At 69.5% G+C, this 16,947-nt stretch carries 14 protein-coding genes and 2 pseudogenes; 9 read left to right on the top strand and 7 right to left on the bottom strand.

The annotated features are described in order from the left end of the window. The first annotated feature begins 122 nt into the window (after positions 1-122). The gene (locus H5J31_RS23935; RefSeq protein WP_181774879.1) at positions 123-1,682 is read left to right on the top strand and encodes a BTAD domain-containing putative transcriptional regulator; all 1,560 of its coding nucleotides are present in this window, start codon (positions 123-125) and stop codon (positions 1,680-1,682) included. Here the strand turns inward: H5J31_RS23935 and H5J31_RS23930 are convergent, their stop codons facing one another. From H5J31_RS23930 to H5J31_RS23910, 5 genes are all read right to left on the bottom strand, one after another. After that, positions 1,683-3,281, bottom strand: a complete 1,599-nt coding sequence (locus tag H5J31_RS23930) for a glycoside hydrolase family 13 protein (RefSeq protein ID WP_181774878.1) — start codon at positions 3,279-3,281, stop codon at positions 1,683-1,685. A 46-nt stretch (positions 3,282-3,327) separates the two neighbouring features. After that, complete coding sequence (locus tag H5J31_RS23925; protein WP_181774877.1) at positions 3,328-4,197, bottom strand: carbohydrate ABC transporter permease; 870 nt, start codon at positions 4,195-4,197, stop codon at positions 3,328-3,330. Further along, complete coding sequence (locus H5J31_RS23920) at positions 4,194-5,168, bottom strand: carbohydrate ABC transporter permease (protein WP_181774876.1); 975 nt, start codon at positions 5,166-5,168, stop codon at positions 4,194-4,196. The genes H5J31_RS23925 and H5J31_RS23920 overlap by 4 nt, the downstream gene beginning before the upstream one ends. After that, the gene (locus H5J31_RS23915; protein WP_181774875.1) at positions 5,146-6,522 is read right to left on the bottom strand and encodes an ABC transporter substrate-binding protein; all 1,377 of its coding nucleotides are present in this window, start codon (positions 6,520-6,522) and stop codon (positions 5,146-5,148) included. Before H5J31_RS23915 ends, H5J31_RS23920 begins: the two co-directional genes overlap by 23 nt. Positions 6,523-6,709: 187 nt before the next feature. Continuing rightward, positions 6,710-7,711: a LacI family DNA-binding transcriptional regulator gene (locus H5J31_RS23910; protein ID WP_181774874.1), complete on the bottom strand. Its 1,002-nt coding sequence runs from the start codon at positions 7,709-7,711 to the stop codon at positions 6,710-6,712. An 84-nt stretch (positions 7,712-7,795) separates the two neighbouring features. On the opposite strand from H5J31_RS23910, the gene H5J31_RS23905 reads away from it, so the two are divergent. Further along, complete coding sequence (locus H5J31_RS23905; protein WP_181774873.1) at positions 7,796-8,497, top strand: hypothetical protein; 702 nt, start codon at positions 7,796-7,798, stop codon at positions 8,495-8,497. A 23-nt stretch (positions 8,498-8,520) separates the two neighbouring features. Here the strand turns inward: H5J31_RS23905 and H5J31_RS23900 are convergent, their stop codons facing one another. Further along, a complete protein-coding gene (locus tag H5J31_RS23900) occupies positions 8,521-9,705 on the bottom strand; it encodes an MFS transporter (protein ID WP_181774918.1) in 1,185 nt (394 codons plus the stop codon). 103 nt (positions 9,706-9,808) lie between these two features. Here H5J31_RS23900 and H5J31_RS23895 point away from each other — a divergent pair, with 103 nt between their 5' ends. The 5 genes and pseudogenes from H5J31_RS23895 to H5J31_RS23875 all read left to right on the top strand — a co-directional run bounded on the left by H5J31_RS23895 (position 9,809) and on the right by H5J31_RS23875 (position 14,823). Then, positions 9,809-10,801: a helical backbone metal receptor gene (locus H5J31_RS23895; RefSeq protein ID WP_181774872.1), complete on the top strand. Its 993-nt coding sequence runs from the start codon at positions 9,809-9,811 to the stop codon at positions 10,799-10,801. After that, positions 10,794-11,885, top strand: a complete 1,092-nt coding sequence (locus tag H5J31_RS23890) for a FecCD family ABC transporter permease (RefSeq protein WP_181774871.1) — start codon at positions 10,794-10,796, stop codon at positions 11,883-11,885. The genes H5J31_RS23895 and H5J31_RS23890 overlap by 8 nt, the downstream gene beginning before the upstream one ends. Further along, positions 11,882-12,397: pseudogene (locus H5J31_RS23885) on the top strand (ABC transporter ATP-binding protein); the annotation flags it as partial. The gene H5J31_RS23890 and the pseudogene H5J31_RS23885, both read left to right, overlap by 4 nt. Positions 12,398-12,770: 373 nt before the next feature. Beyond that, a complete protein-coding gene (locus H5J31_RS23880; protein WP_207898630.1) occupies positions 12,771-13,310 on the top strand; it encodes a hypothetical protein in 540 nt (179 codons plus the stop codon). Between the two features lie 115 nt (positions 13,311-13,425). Beyond that, positions 13,426-14,823, top strand: a complete 1,398-nt coding sequence (locus H5J31_RS23875) for a PepSY-associated TM helix domain-containing protein (RefSeq protein WP_181774869.1) — start codon at positions 13,426-13,428, stop codon at positions 14,821-14,823. A 147-nt stretch (positions 14,824-14,970) separates the two neighbouring features. Here the strand turns inward: H5J31_RS23875 and H5J31_RS23870 are convergent, their stop codons facing one another. Further along, complete coding sequence (locus H5J31_RS23870; RefSeq protein ID WP_181774868.1) at positions 14,971-15,876, bottom strand: SDR family NAD(P)-dependent oxidoreductase; 906 nt, start codon at positions 15,874-15,876, stop codon at positions 14,971-14,973. Between the two features lie 83 nt (positions 15,877-15,959). On the opposite strand from H5J31_RS23870, the gene H5J31_RS23865 reads away from it, so the two are divergent. Together H5J31_RS23865 and H5J31_RS23860 are read left to right on the top strand one after the other, a co-directional pair. Continuing rightward, on the top strand, positions 15,960-16,538 hold the full coding sequence (locus H5J31_RS23865) for a TetR/AcrR family transcriptional regulator (RefSeq protein ID WP_181774867.1): 579 nt from the start codon (positions 15,960-15,962) through the stop codon (positions 16,536-16,538). A 4-nt stretch (positions 16,539-16,542) separates the two neighbouring features. Then, positions 16,543-16,947, top strand: a pseudogene (locus H5J31_RS23860) (PucR family transcriptional regulator); the annotation flags it as partial.

The raw sequence follows: 16,947 nt of genomic DNA, 5'->3' as shown, positions 1-16,947 counted from the left end.
CCGACCGGCCGCGGCGGCGACTGTCGCATGACGTCACTTACGTACGTCGCCCCTGGGCGACGTACGCGACTGACGTCATCCGACGGTCGCGGCCGCCGTCCCGGCCGACCTACCTTCCGGTCATGTCCCTCGCGCCGCACGAAGTCCGGTACCGCTTCACCGTGCTCGGCCCGCCCGGCTTCACGAGTGGCGGCACCCGGCTGGATCTCGGCTCGCCGCAGCAGCAGGCCGTCCTGACGTCGTTGCTGGCCAACGCCGGCAGTTTCGTCCGGACCAGCGAGCTGATCGATGGCCTCTGGGGTGAGCGGGCGCCCGCCACCGGCGAGGCCGTCATCCGCACCTACATCTCCCGCCTCCGGCGGCTTCTTTCATTGCAGGGCCTGGGATCGGCGATCATCTCCCAGTCCGGCGGCTACAAACTGGAGCCCGAATCGTTCGAAGTGGACGCCACGGAATTCGCCCGGCTGGTCGAAAGCGCCCGCCAGAGTCGCACCGCGGCAATGGCGGCGAAACTGCTGGAGAGGGCGCTCGGTCTCTGGACAGGCACCGCATTGGCCGGCGTCCCCGGCGAGGCCGCCGAACACGAGCGCTCACGTCTGGAACGACTGAGGCTGACCGCTACCCAGGAACTGCTCCGGCTGAGGCTGGAGCTCGGGGAACACGCCGAAGTGGTCGCCGAGCTGCCTCTGCTCATCGAGCGAAACCGCCTCGAAGAACCGCTTTACGAGATCTACCTGCTCGCCCTCCAGCGCAGTGGGAGGCGGGCGGAGGCGCTTGAGCTCTACCGGACGGTCCACGCCCTCTTCGACGAGGAACTCGGCGTCCTGCCGGGGCCGAAACTGCGGGCGATCCACGAGAAGGTCCTCCGCGCCGAAGACGAACAGGCGCCCGTCGCCCTGAAGCCGGACGCGCTGTTCGTCGGGCGGGAACGCGAGCGCGCCGAGTTCCGGAGTCTGCTCGCGAGGGATCCTGATGGCGTCGAAGTGCTGTTCTTCAGCGGCCCGCCCGGGATCGGGAAGACGACGCTGCTGCGGAAGTTGGCCGAGGACGCCGAAACGTCGGGTAAGACCGTCCTGCTGCTCGACGACTTCACCGATCCGTACCTTCTCCGTCGTTCGCCCGAGGCCGGGATCGTGGTGATCGCGAGCCGGACCGGACCCGACGCCACCTGGCTCGTCGATCCGGAATGGTCGGGGAAGATCAGGCACCGCCGGCTCGAACCCTTGAGCACCAACGAGTCCGTGGCGCTGCTCGAAGCACGCAGGACCGATCCCGGCCTCATGAAGTCCATTGTGGACTTCGCGGCGGGCAATCCGTTCGCCTTGTCACTGGCCGCGGAGGTCAGCAGGTCGCCGCGAGACGACGCCGCACGCTACGTGATCGACACCGTGTACACGCACCTGGCGGGAAACCCGCCGTCGGAGGCACATCGGTGGGCGCTGTACGTCTGCGCGCAGGCCCGTCACACCACCGAAGAACTCCTCCGCGCGGTGCTGCCGGGAGGACGGCCTACGGAGCTGTTCGACTGGCTCCGCGGCCATCCCTGCGTCGAGGCGTCCACGCATGGCTTGGTCCTCGACGGCGTACTCCGTGAGGTGCTCGACAGACACCTCCGCTGGCGTGACCCGGCCGGTCGCGCACGGATGCACCACCGGATCGCCCGGGTCACGACCCCGCGGTGATCAGGCGCGCAGCCATACCGCCGTATCCGTCGGCAGATCGCCGTCGAGCGGGCCACTGGCCAGCAGCACTTCACTGTGCGGTGGCAAGGAGACCGGCGACGCCGAGAAGTTCAGCACGAAGGTGAACCCCGGCTCCCGGGTGAACGCGAGAACGCCGTCACCGAGCGAAAGCCACTCCAACTCACCCGGGCCGAGCGCGGGATGGTCGCCTCGCAGGCGCAGGCCCTCGCGGTACAGCCGGAGCATCGACGCCGGATCGGCCGCCTGCGCCTCCGCCGTGCTGGAGCGCCACTCCGCGGGCTGGGGCAGCCAGGTCCCGCCCGCGCCGAAGCCGAACGGCGGGGCGTCGCCGGACCAGGGGAGCGGCACCCGGCAGCCGTCGCGACCGGGGTCGGCACCGTTCGTCCGCGCCCACACGGGGTCCTGCCGGAGCCCGTCCGGGATGTCCTCGATCTCCCACAGGCCGAGCTCTTCGCCCTGGTAGACGTACAGACCACCGGGCAGCGCGAGGGTCAGCAGCGCCGCCGCCCGTGCCCGGCGGGTGCCTAGTTCGCGATCCACCGGCGTTCCGTGCAGCCGGTCCGCGAACGCGAAGCCGGTGTCGCCCTCACGGCCGTAGCGGGTGACATGCCTGGTGACGTCGTGGTTCGACAGTACCCAGGCCGCGGGAGCGTCGACCTCCTTGTGCGCCGTCAGCGTCCGCTCGATGACATCCCGGAACCGCGAGAAATCCCACGGGCACACCAGGAAGTCGAAGTTGAACGCCGCGTGCAGTTCGTCGCGACGGAGATAACGGGCGGCGCGGGACATGTCCGGCAGCCACATCTCGCCGACCAGGACCCGGTCTCCCGGGTAGCTGTCGGCGATCTTGCGCCACGACCGGTAGATCTCGTGCAGCCCCTCCTGATCCGAGAACGGGGTCTCGTCGCCAGGGTCGACGTCGGGCAGCCTCGGGTCCTTGACCAGCCCGTCGGCGACGTCGATCCGGAACCCGTCGACACCGCGGTCGAACCAGAACCGCAGCACGTCCTCGAAATCCGCGCGGATGTCCTGGTTGTCCCAGTTGAAGTCCGGCTGCCGCGAGCTGTAGAGGTGCAGGTACCACTCGCCGTCGGGCACCCGCGTCCAGGCGGAACCACCGAAACGCGACTTCCAGTTGTTCGGCGGCTCGGAGCCGTCCGGTCCGCGGCCGGGGCGGAACCAGAACCGTCGCCGCTCGGGCGATCCCGGTTCGGCCGCCAGCGCCTCCTGGAACCAGCGGTGCTCGTCGGAGCAGTGGTTCGGCACGATGTCGATGATCACGCGGATGCCGCGCGCGTGGGCGGCGGTGATCAGGTCCTCCGCCTCGGCGAGTGTGCCGAAGAGCGGGTCGATCTCCCGGAAGTCGGCGACGTCGTAGCCGCCGTCGTCCATCGGCGACGGATACCACGGGGTGAACCAGATCGCGTCGATCCCCAGTTCCGCCAGGTAGTCCAGCCGCGCGCGGACCCCGGCGAGATCGCCGACGCCGTCGCCGTTCCCGTCGGCGAAACTGCGGATGTAGACCTGGTAGATCGCCGCGCTCCGCCACCATCCGGCGGACTGCCCCAATGCGGTCACGAAGTGTCCTCCTCAATCGTTGTGGAAACCCCGAATGCGGCGAGATTCAGCCTTTGACTCCGCCGGCGGTGAGCCCGGCGAGGATGTGCCGCTGGAACGCCAGGAACAGCGCCACCATCGGCAGGCTGGCCAGCACCATGCCGGCGACGAGCACGTTCAGCGGCATGTCGATGGCCACGCGTTGCAGCATCACCGAAAGCGTCTGCTTTTCGGTGTCCGGGAACACCAGCAGCGGCCAGATGAAGTCCTTCCACGCGGCCACCACCGCGAGGATCGAGACCACGGCGAGGATCGGCCGCGAGATCGGCAGGATGATCCGCCACAGCGTGCGCACCGGCCCGGCGCCGTCGAGCCGCGCGGCTTCGAGCAGCTCGTCCGGGATCTGGTCGAAGAACCGTTTCAGCAGATAGATGTTGAACGCGTTGGCGGCGGCGGGCAGCCAGACCGCCGCCGGTGAGTTGATCAGGTTGACGTGCAGGAGCGGCAGATCGGTGATCGTCACGTAGGTCGGCACCAGCAGCGCGGCCGCCGGCAACATCAGTGTCGCCAGCATCAGCCCCAGGACGACGTTGCCGAACTTCGGCCGCAGCTTCGACAACGCGAACGCCGCGGGAACGTCGATGGCCAGCTGGGCCAGCCAAGCACCCCCGGCGACGATGATCGTGTTGAGGAAGTACTTGCCGAGACTCAGCTGATCCCAGGCATCGGCGAAGGTCTCCGGATGCCATTCGGCCGGGATGAACGTCGCCGGTGTCCGCGCCAGTTCCTGCGGCGACTTCATCGCACCCGTCACGGCCCAGTACAGCGGGAACAGGAACGCGAGGATGAACAGCAGCAGCGTGCAGCCGAAGACGACGGCGTACCCGATCCTGCCGCGGCGGCTGCGGAGCGCGCCGGGGGAGACCAGCGTCCTCATGACTGATCCGCCTTCCTGGTCAGGCGCACGTACAGCGCGGAGAACACACCGAGCGCGACGAACAACAGCAGGCTCAGCGCGCTGGCCGAACCGAAGTCGTTGTAGACGAAGGCGTAGCGGTACAGCAGCAGGAGCACGGTGACGGTGGAGTCGTCCGGTCCGCCGCCGGTCATCACGTACGGCTCGGTGAACACCTGCATGGTCGCGACGACCTGCAGCAGCAGGAGCACCAGCAGCACGAAGCGGGTCTGCGGCAGGGTGACGTGGATCAGGCGTTTCCACAGCCCGGCGCCGTCGAGTTCCGCGGCTTCGTAGAGCTCGCCGGGGATCGTGCCGAGAGCCGCCAGGTAGATCAGCGTCGTGCTCCCCATGTTCGCCCACGTGGACACGAAGACGAGCGAGAGCATCGAGGTGTCACTGGAGTCGAGCCATTGCCCGCCGGACAGGCCGACCGCGCCGAGCGCCGAGTTGAACAGGCCGGAACCTGGGTCGTAGAACCACTTCCACATCAGGGCGGTGACCACCGGTGGCAACATCACCGGCAGGTAGACGGCGAGCCGGAAGAACGCCTTGGCGTGCCTGAGTTCGTTGAGCAGCACCGCGGTCAGGAACGGGACCACGAAGCCGAAGACCAACGCCAGTCCGGTGAACAGCAGGGTGTTGCGCCAGGCGACGCCGAACAGTGGGTCGTCGAAGAGCCGGGTGAAGTTGTCGAAGCCGACCCACGTGGCCGGGTTGACGAAGTCGACCTGCTGGAAGCTCAGCAGTACCCCGCGCACGATCGGGTACCAGGAGAACAGGGCGAAGACCACGAGCGCGGCGCACAACAGGCCGTACGCGGTGAGGTTCTCCTTGAGCTTGCGGCGCAACCGGATCCGGCGGCGTTCGGCCGCGGACGCGACCGGGCGACCGGCCCGCGACGACGAGGTCGCGGGCCAGTCGAGGACGCTACTTGACTTGGGCGAGGACACTGTTGACCTTCGACTCGGCCGACGAAAGCTGCTGATCGATGTTCACGTTCCGATCGGTGAGCACCGCCTGCATCACGCTGTCGAGGATCGCGTAGACCTGCTGCGCGTTCGGCGGTTCGATGCTGCCCTTGATGCTGGAGCTGGCGTCCACATAGGACTTGAAGTTCTCGGCCGGGACGTTGGCGTGCTTGGCCTTGAGCGCGAGCTGCTGATCGCGTACGGCGCCCTGCCAGATGTCCGGCGTCGGCTCGGCCGGCAGCCCGACCGGCTGCTTGCCGTCGACGTACTGCTGGACGTGCTTCTCGAACCGCTCCGGGTTGAGGTACTTCCACCGGACCCATTCGAGGCCCGCCTTGATCTTCTCCGGCGTGGCCTTGGGGTTGATCATGTAGCCCTCGCCGCCGAGCAGCGTGCCCTGCCCGCCCGGCATCCCGGCGACGCCGTAGTCCTCGTATTTGCCGTTGAACTGCTTGACCAGCACCAGCACGTTGTCCGGAGCGGCCATGTACATGCCGAGCTGGCCGGCGCCCATCATGCGCTGGACGTCCTGTGCTTCGAGAAGTTGCTTGGCGCCCATGGTGTCGTCGTCCCACCGCATGGCGCGCAGCTGGTTCAGGGCGGCCTTGGCCTTGTCGTTGTTGAACGCGGCGACCCACTTGTCGCCGTCCTTGCGGGCGACCTCGCTGCCCATCGAGTAGAGCCAGCCGGTGAGATGCCAGCCGCCCTGGTTGTTCTTGCTGTAGTCGGCGTACCCGACGGTGCCGTTGCCCAGCGCGGCGATCTTCTTCGCGGCCTCGCGGACCTCGTCCCAGGTCGACGGCGGCTTGTTCGGGTCGAGCCCGGCCTTCTGGAACAGCGGGCGGCTGTAGAGCAGGCCCATGCTGTAGTTCATCGTCGGCAGGCCGTACAGCTTGCCGCTGGAGTCGCGGAAGTTGTCCAGCAGCTCCGGCTTGATGTCGTTGACGTTCTTCAAGCCTTTGGCCGCTTCGGTGATGTCGGCCGCCTGACGGCGCGCGATGATCTGCGCGGGGTCGGTGAAGTAGACGTAGTAGACGTCTTCCAGCTGCCCGCTGGCGAGTTTGGCGGAGAAGGTCTTCGGGTCCATGAACCCTTCGTGCGGCTCGATGTCGATGTCCGGATGGGACTCCTCGAACTCCTTGACATCGGCGTCGAACACGCCGCGCTCGAACGGCTGGCTGGTCGGCGGCTGGCCGGTGACGGTGATCTTGACCTTGCCTCCGGCGCCGGTGTCGCCGGTGCCGGAACCGCAAGCGGCCACCCCCAGAGTGAGCCCACCCGCAAGGAGCAGGCAGAACATCCGGCGGCGCACGGGTGGGGACCAAGTGCTGCTCATCTTCAAGCCTCATCTCGGGATCGCGACGGCTGTCACGTGATTGCGGTCACTCTAAAGTGAAGACCAGATTGACGCAATAACTGGATGAGAACTTGCAACTTACCGACAATGACGAACGCCGAACGCAAACCAGGCACCTTCTCGCACACGCCCTGAGCGAGAAGGTGCCTGGTTGCGGAAAGCCGGGTTACCGGCGGGCGGTGGAGCCCCGGACGACGAGTTCGGGCGCGAACAGCAGTTCCTCGGCCGCCACCTCGCCCCCGTTTATGCGCTTGACCAGCAGTTCCACCACGGCGCGGCCCATCGCCTCGATCGGCTGGCGGGTGGTGGTCAGGGGCGGGTCGATGCAGTTCATCAGCGCGGAATCGTCGTAGCCGACCACCGAGATGTCGTCGGGCACCGAGAGTCCCTGCCGTCGCGCGGCGCGGATCGCGCCGAGGGCCAGCAGGTCACTCGCGCACAGAACGGCCGTGGCGCCGCGTGGGTACAGCCGGGCCGCCGCCGCGTGTCCGCCCTCGATGGAGAACATGCCGTGCTCGACCAGTTCGTCGAGCACCGGGAGTCCGAGTTTTCCGGCGTAGGCACGGAAAGCCTCGAGTTTGCGCTGTGAAGGCACGTGGTCCGTCGGGCCGAGGACGAGTCCGATCTTCTCGTGCCCGAGCGAACTCAGATGGCCGACGACCTGCTCCACGGCCACCGCGTCGTCGCAGGAGATCTGCGGCAGCCCGAGGTGGTCGACGGCGGCGTTGATCAGCACCGTCGGCAGGCGACGTTCGGCGAGGTGGTGGTAGTGGGAGTGCACCGCGTCGGCCTGCGCGTACAGCCCGCCGGCGAACACGACACCGGAAACCTGTTGTTGCAGCAGCAGTTCGACGTACTCCGCTTCGGACACCCCGCCCGCGGTGCGGGTGCACAGCACCGGGGTGAAACCCTGCTGGGCGAGGGCGTTGCCCATGATCTCGGCCAGGGCGGGGAAGATGGGATTCTGCAGCTCGGGCAGGACCAGGCCGACCAGGCGGGCGCGGTCGCCGCGCAACTGGGTCGGCCGTTCGTAGCCCATCACGTCCAGCGCGGTGAGGACGGCGGCCCTGGTGCTCGCGGACACCCCGGACCGGCCGTTGAGGACCCGGCTGACCGTGGCTTCGCTGACCCCGACCGTGCGGGCGACTTCGGCAAGACGACGCGTCATGAGTGAAACTTTACCGCAATCGAGCGCAAAACCTAGACATCAGCTGTCATGGGTGGCGATCGGGGTTTGCGGCATGATCTCCGCATGCCCACTTCGCTGGAAGACGCCGTCGACCGGCTGTACGCCGTCTTCGCGAGCGAGCGCCGTCCGAAGAGGATCGATCACTGCTCACACTGCGTGCCCGACGCCGAGATCAAGCGGATGCTGGCGCCCGGGCCGGTTCGGGAGATCCCCGTGGACGCGCTCCGCGGCTACGTGGCCGGCGCGCCTGTCGACGCCGGGACGGTGGACGACTACCGCTACTTCCTTCCGCGCATTCTGCATATCGCCGTGACCGAAGGTTTTCTCCTGTGCGACCTGGACTTCGTCCTGCGGCGGGTCGCCTCGGCGGGCCTGCGGGACTGGCCCGCCGCCGAGCGGGACGCCGTGTCCGGGCTCGCGCACGCGTTATGGCGCCGCACGTTGGCTTCCCCCGACGTCGAAGCGGAACCGGTGCTGGGCGCGATCGCCGAACTGGGGGAGGATCTCGGTCCGTATCTGACGGAGTGGGAGGCCGCGCTCACGGAACACGCCGGGGCGACTCGTCTGCTGGAGTTCATGCGGCAGTGCTACGGGTGGCTGGAGCCCCGGCGCCGGCTGTGGGTGCCCGGGTGGCCCACCGCTGCCGCGGCCACGGTGGAAGCGTGGCTCTCCGGCCCCGGGGCGACCACTGCGGTGACCGCGGCCGCAGAGGTATCCGACGATGACGTCGCCGAAGTGTTGCTGGAGATCCTCGCTATGGCCTGAACTCCGGCGGCGCGTTCAGAGGGCTAAACGCGTGTGACCCGGAAGTCGCGTGAGGACGGGACCAGGGCGGCGGCCGCGGGTGCGGCGAAGCAGATCACGGCGCATGCCGCCAGTACCGGCACTGCCCCGAACTGGGCGATCGCGGGAGCGATGAGCGCGAGTCCCGCCGGAGCCAGGCCGTACGAGAACAGGAAGTCCAAAGAGGACACTCGCGCGAGCTTGTCCGGCTCGACCTCCCGCTGGGTCGCGGTGAACCACGGGACGTTGAACAGTTCGATGCCCAGCCCCGCGACGGCGTAGGCGGCGATGACGAAAGCCGGGTGCACCGGGAACAGCAGGCTCAGTGGCGCGAATCCGTAGCAGCCCAGGCCGATCAGCGCGGCCCAGCCCTGCCGTCGTGGCCGCCAGCGTGAAATGACGACGGCGCCCGCGAGCGCGCCGAGCGTGTACGCGGTCAGCCCGCCCGCGAGGACGGCTTCGGTGTCGTAGCGATCGCGGCTGACCAGTGGCAGTACGACGCCGGTGGCCGAGTAGCCGGTGGCGATCACGGCGGTCAGAGCGCCCAGGCCCGCCAGGAACCACGGGTGACGGCGAGCTTCCCGGAGCCCGTCGGCGAACTCGCGGAAGAAGTGGGTCTTGGTGGCGGACCGGGTCGGCGTGAAGGTGCCTCGTGGCGGGATCAGTGCCGCGCCCACCCACAAGACCCCGGTGCCGATGACGAGGACGGACGTCGAGGCGACGACGGCGAGCAACGCCGTCAGGCCGGGAGCGACCAGTGTCGTGACCCGCACCGCGAGGGTCATCGCGGCGTTGGCCTGCTGGCGCCGGTCTTCGGCGATCACCTCCGCGGTCAGCGCCTGGAACGCCGGGCGGCACGCCCCCTGTCCGACCCCGACGACGGCGGACGCGACGGCCATCAGCAGCACCGACCGGCCCATCCCGAAGGCGATGAGCGGCGTGGCGAGACCCGCGATGAGACCCGCCCAGAGCACCACGCGACGTCGTGAGTGCCGGTCCGCGAGCACCCCGGCCACCGGTACGGCCACCAGGAAACCCGCGGTGCGCGCGGCCAGGACGACGCCCAGTTCGACGGCCGAGAGCGATCGTTCGAGCACGGCCAGCCCGAGGATGAACGGCAGTGCCCATGTCGCCAGCCCGGACGCGGTGTTCCCGGTCCAGAGTCGCACGAAGGGCAGGCTGCGGAACACCGGGACGGTGTCGTCGGTCACTGGGTTCGCACCTCAACTCACTTGAAATCGGTAATCGTTATCGGTAACTCTATCGGGTGACACTGTGAGGGCTGGAGGATCCATGGCATTTCCCGTACGGCTGGCGACCGCGTCCGTCGTCATGGCGCTGGTCGCGGGCTGCGCCACCGGCACATCCGATCAGGGGGCGCCGGCCGCCGCCGCACCGGGCGCGATCGAGAGTTGCGGTAAGCGGTCGGCGTTCGCCGCCGCGCCGCAGCGCGTCGTCGCGTTGGACCAGTCGTCGACCGAGACGCTGCTGGCCCTGGGGGCGGGCGGCAAACTGGCGGGCACGGCCAACCTGAAGACCAAGGTGTCGCCGGAGTACGCCGCCGAGTACGCGAAGATCCCGGTGCTGTCGCCCAAGGTCCTGACCGCCGAGCCGTTGCGCGCGGCGAATCCCGACTTCGTGACGGCGTCGTTCAAGGAACTCTTCACCGCCGACCGGGCTGGCACCCGCGACGAGCTGGAAGCCCTCGGCGTCCCCACCTACGTCAGCGCGGTCAACTGCCCGGACGGCGCCACCGAGGCGTTCGAGAGGCTGTTCCGGGACTATGAGAACCTGGGCAAGGTCCTCGGCGTCGCCGACCGCGCGAGCGAACTCGCCAAGATGCAGCGCGCCGTTCTGGCCGAGGCACGCCAGGCGGCGGCGAAACGACCGCAGGGCCTCAAAGTCGCTTGGGTCTACTCGGTGTTCAAAGACGTCCCGTACGTCGCCGGACGCACCGGGATGCCGAGTGAGATGAGCCGGATTTCCGGCGTGACCAACGTTTTCGACGACATCGACCAGGAATGGCCCGAGGTCTCGTGGGAGGCGATCGCCGGCCGCGCGCCCGACGTCATCGTGATCGGCGACCTGTCCGAACGCGGGAATCCCGGTGACACCGCGGACGAGAAGCTCGCGATGATGCGGGCGCATCCGGTGCTCGGGCAGCTACCCGCGGTGCGCGACGGCAAGATCATCAAGCTGCCGGGGATCGAACTCGACGCCTCCGTGCGCACGGTCAACGCGTTGCGCGCCTTCGGTTCCGGGCTCGCCGCCCTCGGCCATGGCTGACCCGGCGCTGCTCGACCCCGCGTTCGACCCCGCTGCCGAACCGGTCGTCGAGGCACGTCCGGCGGCGGAACCGGTCCGGCGCCGCGGGCTGCTGATCGCGGTCTGGCTGCTCCTGCTGGTCGTTTCGCTCGTCGTCGCGACGCGCGTCGGGCAGGGCGGCGGGATCGGCTGGGCGGAACTCGGCCGGGCCGCCGGGACGCGGCTCGGCCTTCCGGTCCAACCGCTGCCGAGGCTGGCGGATTCGCTGATCTGGGATCTGCGTGTGCCGCGGGTCCTGCTGGCGGCACTGGTCGGCGCGATCCTCGCGGTCTGCGGCGCGGCCCTGCAGAGCGTCACCCGCAACGCGCTCGCCGACCCCTATCTGCTGGGCGTCTCTTCGGGCGCGTCCACCGGCGCGGTCGTCGTGGTGGTGCTCGGGTTCGCCGGTTCGCAGCTCGGCGTCACCGGTGGTGCGTTCGCCGGGGCGCTCCTGTCGTTCGGGCTGCTGATGCTTCTGTTGCGGCGGCGGGGTGTCGACTCGGTGCGCATCGTGCTGACCGGCGTCGTGGTCGCCGAACTGTTCGCGGCGCTGACGTCACTGGTGATCATGTCCTCCGGCGACGCGGACAGCACCCGCGCGCTGGCCCACTGGCTGCTCGGCTCGATGGCACCGGCCCGCTGGCAGTCGGTCTTCGTCTGCGCGCTCGCCGCCGCGATCGGCCTGCTGGTCATCTGGTCGTGCTCGGCCGCGCTGGACGGGTTCGCGTTCGGCTCGGACACCGCCGCGTCCCTGGGCATCGACGTCCGCACGACCCGAACCGTCCTGCTGGTGACGACGTCCCTGCTGACCGCGGTCGCGGTGGCGGCCGTCGGTGCGATCGGCTTCGTCGGCCTGATCGTCCCGCACGGCGTGCGGTTCCTGGCCGGGCCGTCGCATCGGCTGCTGCTCCCGCTTTCGGCGGTGGCCGGCGCCGTGTTCCTGGTCTGGACCGACGCGGTGGCGCGGGTGCTGTTCGCGCCGCTGGAGGTGCCTGTCGGGGTGTTCACCGCGTTGATCGGGGTTCCGTTGTTCCTGCTGGTGCTGCGTAGACGGGGAGAACTGTGAGGATCGAGGCCCGCGGGGTCGGCTGGGGTGTGCCCGGCAAGGCGATCGTGCGCGACGTGGATCTCGTCGTCGAGCCGGGGGAGACCGTCGGCGTGATCGGACCGAACGGATCCGGCAAGTCGTCGCTGCTGCGCTGCCTCGCGGGACTGCGCGTCCCGACGGCGGGCGAGGTCCATTACGACGGTGTCGACATCTCTACCTGGCCGGCCGGAGTCAGGGCGCGGCACACGGCTTTCGTCGAGCAGAGCGCCGAGACCGACAGCGACCTCCGCGTCGCCGACGTCGCCATGCTCGGCCGCACGGCGTACCGCTCCCGCTGGCGGGCGCCCGACACGACGGACCGGGCGATCGTCGCGGCGGCGCTGGACCGGCTCGACCTCGGGCCGCTCGCCGACCGGCCGTGGAAACAGCTCTCCGGCGGGGAACGGCAGCGTGCGCATCTCGCGCGGGCGCTGGCGCAACGTCCGTGGGCGTTGCTGCTCGACGAGCCGACCAACCACCTCGACGTCCGCCATCAGCTGGATCTCATGGACCTCGTCACCGAGACCTCGCAGACCGTCGTGATCGTCCTGCACGACCTCACGCTCGCCGCGCGGTACTGCGATCGTCTGGTCTTGATGCGGGACGGCACGCTCGTGGCGGACGGCCCGGCCGGCGACGTCCTCACCGCGTCGTCACTGCGGGAGGTCTTCGAAGTGGACGCCGAAGTGGGCCTCGACCAGGACGGATACCTTTCCGTTCGCTACCGGGGAGCGAGCAGGAAGGATAACGAACGGGTAACGCGGTGATCCACGGCCGATCCCAGTCCGTAGTACCCGGTATGGCCCGGGCGTCCTCGATGCGCGACACAGGGCCCTCCCGCGCTCTACTCTGCCTCCCGTGCGCATGCTGACCCCGACCGGAGGCCCGGCGCGGCGTCTCCGCGGCGGGGCCGTGGGCCTGCTGACCGGGACGCTCGCGACCGGCGCCCATCTGGGCGCCAACGGACGCGTCCCCGACATGGGTGTCGTCGTGCTGCTCGTCGCACTGCTGAGCTGGGTGGCGTACGCGTTCGCGGGCCGCCAGCGCGGTCCGCTCGCCATCCTCGGGCTCGTGGCCGGCGGGCAACTGGCGATGCACGCGTCGCTCGGTTTTCTGGTCTGGGAAGCGCACTCCCATCACACCGAAGCCCCGGGCAACGGCCTGCTCATGACGGCCGGCCACGCGATCGCCACCCTCGTGGTCGTCGCGGTGCTGTCCGGAGCCGAACGCGTGGTCTTCGCCCTCACGAAGCTGATCGCCGCGGTCCTTCCGCGCCGCCTGACGCCGCGGCCCGCGACGGCGCCGCTGCGGATCCACGTCCCGCTCGCGGTGGAGCACCCCGCGACCGAGGCGCTCCTGCGTGACGTGCTCTCCAGGCGCGGTCCGCCGGTGTCGTTCGCCTGATCCCCGAAACCCTGCCGAGACCCGTGTCGCGGCAGGGCTCAGCACGTGCGCCGTGACCACTTCCGGCGCGCGGCGCAGGCGCACGCCTCCCCACCGACGCCTCAGGAGTTCCCCCATGGCAACGCAAACCGAACCGACCACGAGCCCACCGCGCGCCTCCGCCTGGCGCGGGCTGTTCCTCCGGCTGCATTTCTACGCCGGCGTCCTCGTCGGCCCCTTCGTCCTCATCGCCGCGCTCACCGGTGTTCTGTACGCGGCGACCCCGCAAATGGAGTCCTGGGTCTATTCCGACCAGTTGCGGGCCCCCGTCGGCCTGAACCAGGTTTCCCTCGCCGATCAGGTGAAGGCGGCGCAGGCCGCCAAACCCGGCGCCGACCTCGTCGCCGTCCGTCCCGCGCCCGAACCGGGCGACACGACCCGGGTGCTGTTCGCCGAAGAAGGACTCGGCGAGTCGGAACGCCGGGCGGTCTTCGTCGACCCCGCCACCGGACAGGTGCGCGGTGATCTCGTCGCGTACGGCTCGAGCGGCGCCTTGCCTCTCCGGACGACGCTCGATCAGTTGCACCGCAACCTGTTGCTCGGCGAACCGGGGCGGCTCTACAGCGAGCTGGCCGCCTCGTGGCTGTGGGTGGTCGCGCTCGGTGGTCTCGTGCTGTGGGTGAGCCGTCGTCGTACCCGCCGGAACGAGAAGGCCGCGAAAACCGAGTCCCCGCGCGGAAAATCGGTCCGCAAACACGGAACCGTCGGTCTGTGGGTGCTGCTCGGCGCGTTGTTCCTTTCCGCGACAGGGTTGACGTGGTCGGCGTACGCGGGAGAGAACGTGTCCTCCCTGCGTGAATCCCTCGGCTGGTCGACACCGGCGCTGAAGGTGACGGGGACCGACGAGCACGCCGGGCATTCAGGGCACGGGGAGGCACCCGCCGCTCCCGCTCCCGCGCGGCCGGAAAGCGTGGACGCGATGCTGGCGTCCGCCCGCGCCGCCGGAATCGACGCGGCCTCGGTGGAGATCGGACTGCCCACGAAACCCGGATCTCCCTGGCAGGTGGCGGAAGTCGAACGCGGCTGGCCCACCCAGGTCGACGCCGTCGCGGTCGACGGCACCACCGGGCAGATCCTCGGCGAGGTCCGCTTCGACGACTACCCGCTGATGGCGAAGCTCGCCCGCTGGGGGATCGACGCGCATATGGGTGTGCTCTTCGGCTGGCCCAACCAGATCGCGTTGCTCCTGCTCGGCGCCGGGCTGGTCACGCTCGTCGTGCTCGGCTACCGGATGTGGTGGAAGCGCAGGCCGACCCGCGCCACGGGGCTGACCTTCGGCCGTCCCATCGCGCGCGGGCAATGGCGGAAGGTCCCGCCCGCGTTGATGATCGGGCTCCTCGTGCTCGCCGCGGCGGTCGGCTGGTTCATTCCGCTGTTCGGGATCAGCCTGCTGGCGTTCCTGGTGATCGATCTGCTGCTGGGCCTCCGGTCCGGCAGCAGGTCGAAACCCGATTCCACCGACGTCACCGTGTGACGCAGGTCCCGGCAAGGTCGATTACCGAGCCAGGTGGGTCGTGAGTGGCGTTTCGGGTTAGAACCCGAAACGCCACTCACGACCCCACCTGCTCGGCAGTTGTGCGACTTTGCCGGGTCCTGCCGTGTGACGGCGCGGGGCCCGGATTCATGACCTGATCCCGACGCCGGTCAGGTCGGCGCTCGCCGTCCACAACCGGGCGGCGAGATCGGCGTCGGCCAGCCTGCCGCGGACCGGTTCGAGCCGGGGCTCACCGCGCAGGCCGAACACCCTGGGCCCGAACATCTCGCCACCGCGCACGGCCGGGTCCAGTACCGCACGGACCGCGGGCCAGGCGCCGGCCTCCTTGCCCTGCAGGAGAAGTCCCGCCGGGAACTTCCGTCCGCTCGGCGTCTCGTGCACCGGCCTGGCCGGGGTCAGGGAGTCGAGGGCGCCGCCCGGATGGTCGACGACGCTCATCGCCTTGCTCCCGGTCGCGCGCAGCCGCCGGTCGAGCTCGAAGGCGAACAGCATCTGGGCCTGCTTCGATCGCGAGTAGGTGCGTTTGGGCTGGTAATCCCGCTCGCTCTGCAGGTCGTCGAGGTCGAGTTCGGCCGACTTGCCCACGAAACTGCCGGTCGTGACGACACGCCCGCCCGCCTCGAGCAGGGGCATCAAGCGGTGGACCAGGACGAAATGCCCGAGATGGTTGGTGGCGAACATCAACTCGTGCCCCTCGGGCGTCTCGCGTCGAGCCGGTTCCTCCAGGAGGACGCCCGCGTTGCAGACGACCGCGTCGAGCCGCTCGATCTCCAGTGTGTCCACAGAGGACTCGATGGACGCGAGATCGGAAAGGTCGAGTTCCAGATGACCGAGCCGGGCGTCCGAGACTCGGGACCGGATCGACTTCATCGCCGCCTCGGCCTTGGCGGCGTTCCGGCTGCCGAGGAGCACGGTGGCCCCGGTCCCGGCCAGTTGCTCGGCGACGAAGTAGCCGATCCCCGCGTTGCCGCCGGTGACGAGGAAGGTCTTGCCCTCGGCGCGAGGCGGGTGGTGGACGTCCCAGTGCGACATGATGGCCCCTTGTTCAAAGTCGAAGTCACTTCGAATATATACTCACTCTGAGTTCGGAGTGACTTCGATGTATCATGACTCGCATGGCACAGGCAGAGCCGGGCAGGCGTGAGCGGAAGAAGGCGGCGACCCGGCAGGCGCTCTCGGGGGCGGCGCGGGACCTGTTCTTGGAGCGGGGTTTCGACAACGTCACCGTCGCCGAGATCGCGGACGCGGCGGATACGGCGGTGTCGACGCTGTTCGCGCACTTTCCGGGCGGTAAGGAAGCGCTGGTCCTCGGCCACGGAGGCGAACGCGAAGAGGCCTTGGCCGCCGCGGTGCGGAACCGTGCCGACGGCGTCACGATCCTGCAAGCGCTGCGCGACTTCCTCGCGACTCGCGGTCCGTTCGACCCGGCGCCCGATCCGCTGTCGCGCCGGGTCGCGGATCTGGTCGTCGCCACCCCGGCCTTGCGTGCTTACGCCAGGACGCTGTGGACCGGTTGCGAGGCCGCGCTGGCCGAGGTGATCGCCGAGCAGGCGGGCGAGGAGGCGTTCTCCGCGCGTCTGCTGGCCCGCTACGTCCTGGAGATCCCCGATCTGGCGGGCACCGAACCGGATCCGCCCGCCGCGCTGGACGCCGCTTTCGCCCACCTGCGACGAGGCTGGCCGGGGCTAATCTGAAGAGATGAAGGGTCTGCTCCTGCGACTGTCCGCGGTGGACGCCGACGCGGAAGCCGCGGTCCGGGTCATCGCCTACTTCGACGAACTCGTGGCCCGGCAGGCCCGCCTTTCCGATCTCGTGCGCGCCACCGCGGTGCTGGCGGATTGCGTGGCCGGGCTGACGAGGGACGGCACGCAGCTGCGGTTCACGCCGGACGGCGAGCGCGCCGGTGAGGCGACGGCCGAACCCACGTCGGCGGACCTCGGCCGGCATCCCGCGGGGCAGGTGTGGCTGGAGCGCGCCGGGTCGCCGGGGCCGCTCGACGACCTCGTCCTGGAACGGTTCGCGATGGCCGCCCGGTTGCTCGGCCGCGCCGAGCCGGTCGGACCGGCACCGCATCTGGCCGATCCCGCGCTGGTCGAATTGCTG

It is taken from the genome of Amycolatopsis pittospori, from assembly GCF_013870525.1.
GTDB lineage: Bacteria > Actinomycetota > Actinomycetes > Mycobacteriales > Pseudonocardiaceae > Amycolatopsis > Amycolatopsis pittospori.
The sequence above is the reverse complement of the archived record's forward strand: the minus strand, read 5'-3'. Positions and strand labels throughout refer to the sequence as shown.

Bases quoted from the DNA above. Each gene is read 5' to 3' on its own strand.
- H5J31_RS23935 (WP_181774879.1), top strand. From the start codon at position 123: ATGTCCCTCGCGCCGCACGAAGTCCGGTACCGCTTCACCGTGCTCGGC.
- H5J31_RS23925 (WP_181774877.1), bottom strand. From the start codon at position 4,197: ATGAGGACGCTGGTCTCCCCCGGCGCGCTCCGCAGCCGCCGCGGCAGG.
- H5J31_RS23915 (WP_181774875.1), bottom strand. From the start codon at position 6,522: ATGAGCAGCACTTGGTCCCCACCCGTGCGCCGCCGGATGTTCTGCCTG.
- H5J31_RS23910 (WP_181774874.1), bottom strand. From the start codon at position 7,711: ATGACGCGTCGTCTTGCCGAAGTCGCCCGCACGGTCGGGGTCAGCGAA.
- H5J31_RS23905 (WP_181774873.1), top strand. From the start codon at position 7,796: ATGCCCACTTCGCTGGAAGACGCCGTCGACCGGCTGTACGCCGTCTTC.
- H5J31_RS23895 (WP_181774872.1), top strand. From the start codon at position 9,809: ATGGCATTTCCCGTACGGCTGGCGACCGCGTCCGTCGTCATGGCGCTG.
- H5J31_RS23890 (WP_181774871.1), top strand. From the start codon at position 10,794: ATGGCTGACCCGGCGCTGCTCGACCCCGCGTTCGACCCCGCTGCCGAA.
- H5J31_RS23880 (WP_207898630.1), top strand. From the start codon at position 12,771: ATGCTGACCCCGACCGGAGGCCCGGCGCGGCGTCTCCGCGGCGGGGCC.
- H5J31_RS23875 (WP_181774869.1), top strand. From the start codon at position 13,426: ATGGCAACGCAAACCGAACCGACCACGAGCCCACCGCGCGCCTCCGCC.
- H5J31_RS23870 (WP_181774868.1), bottom strand. From the start codon at position 15,876: ATGTCGCACTGGGACGTCCACCACCCGCCTCGCGCCGAGGGCAAGACC.
- H5J31_RS23865 (WP_181774867.1), top strand. From the start codon at position 15,960: ATGGCACAGGCAGAGCCGGGCAGGCGTGAGCGGAAGAAGGCGGCGACC.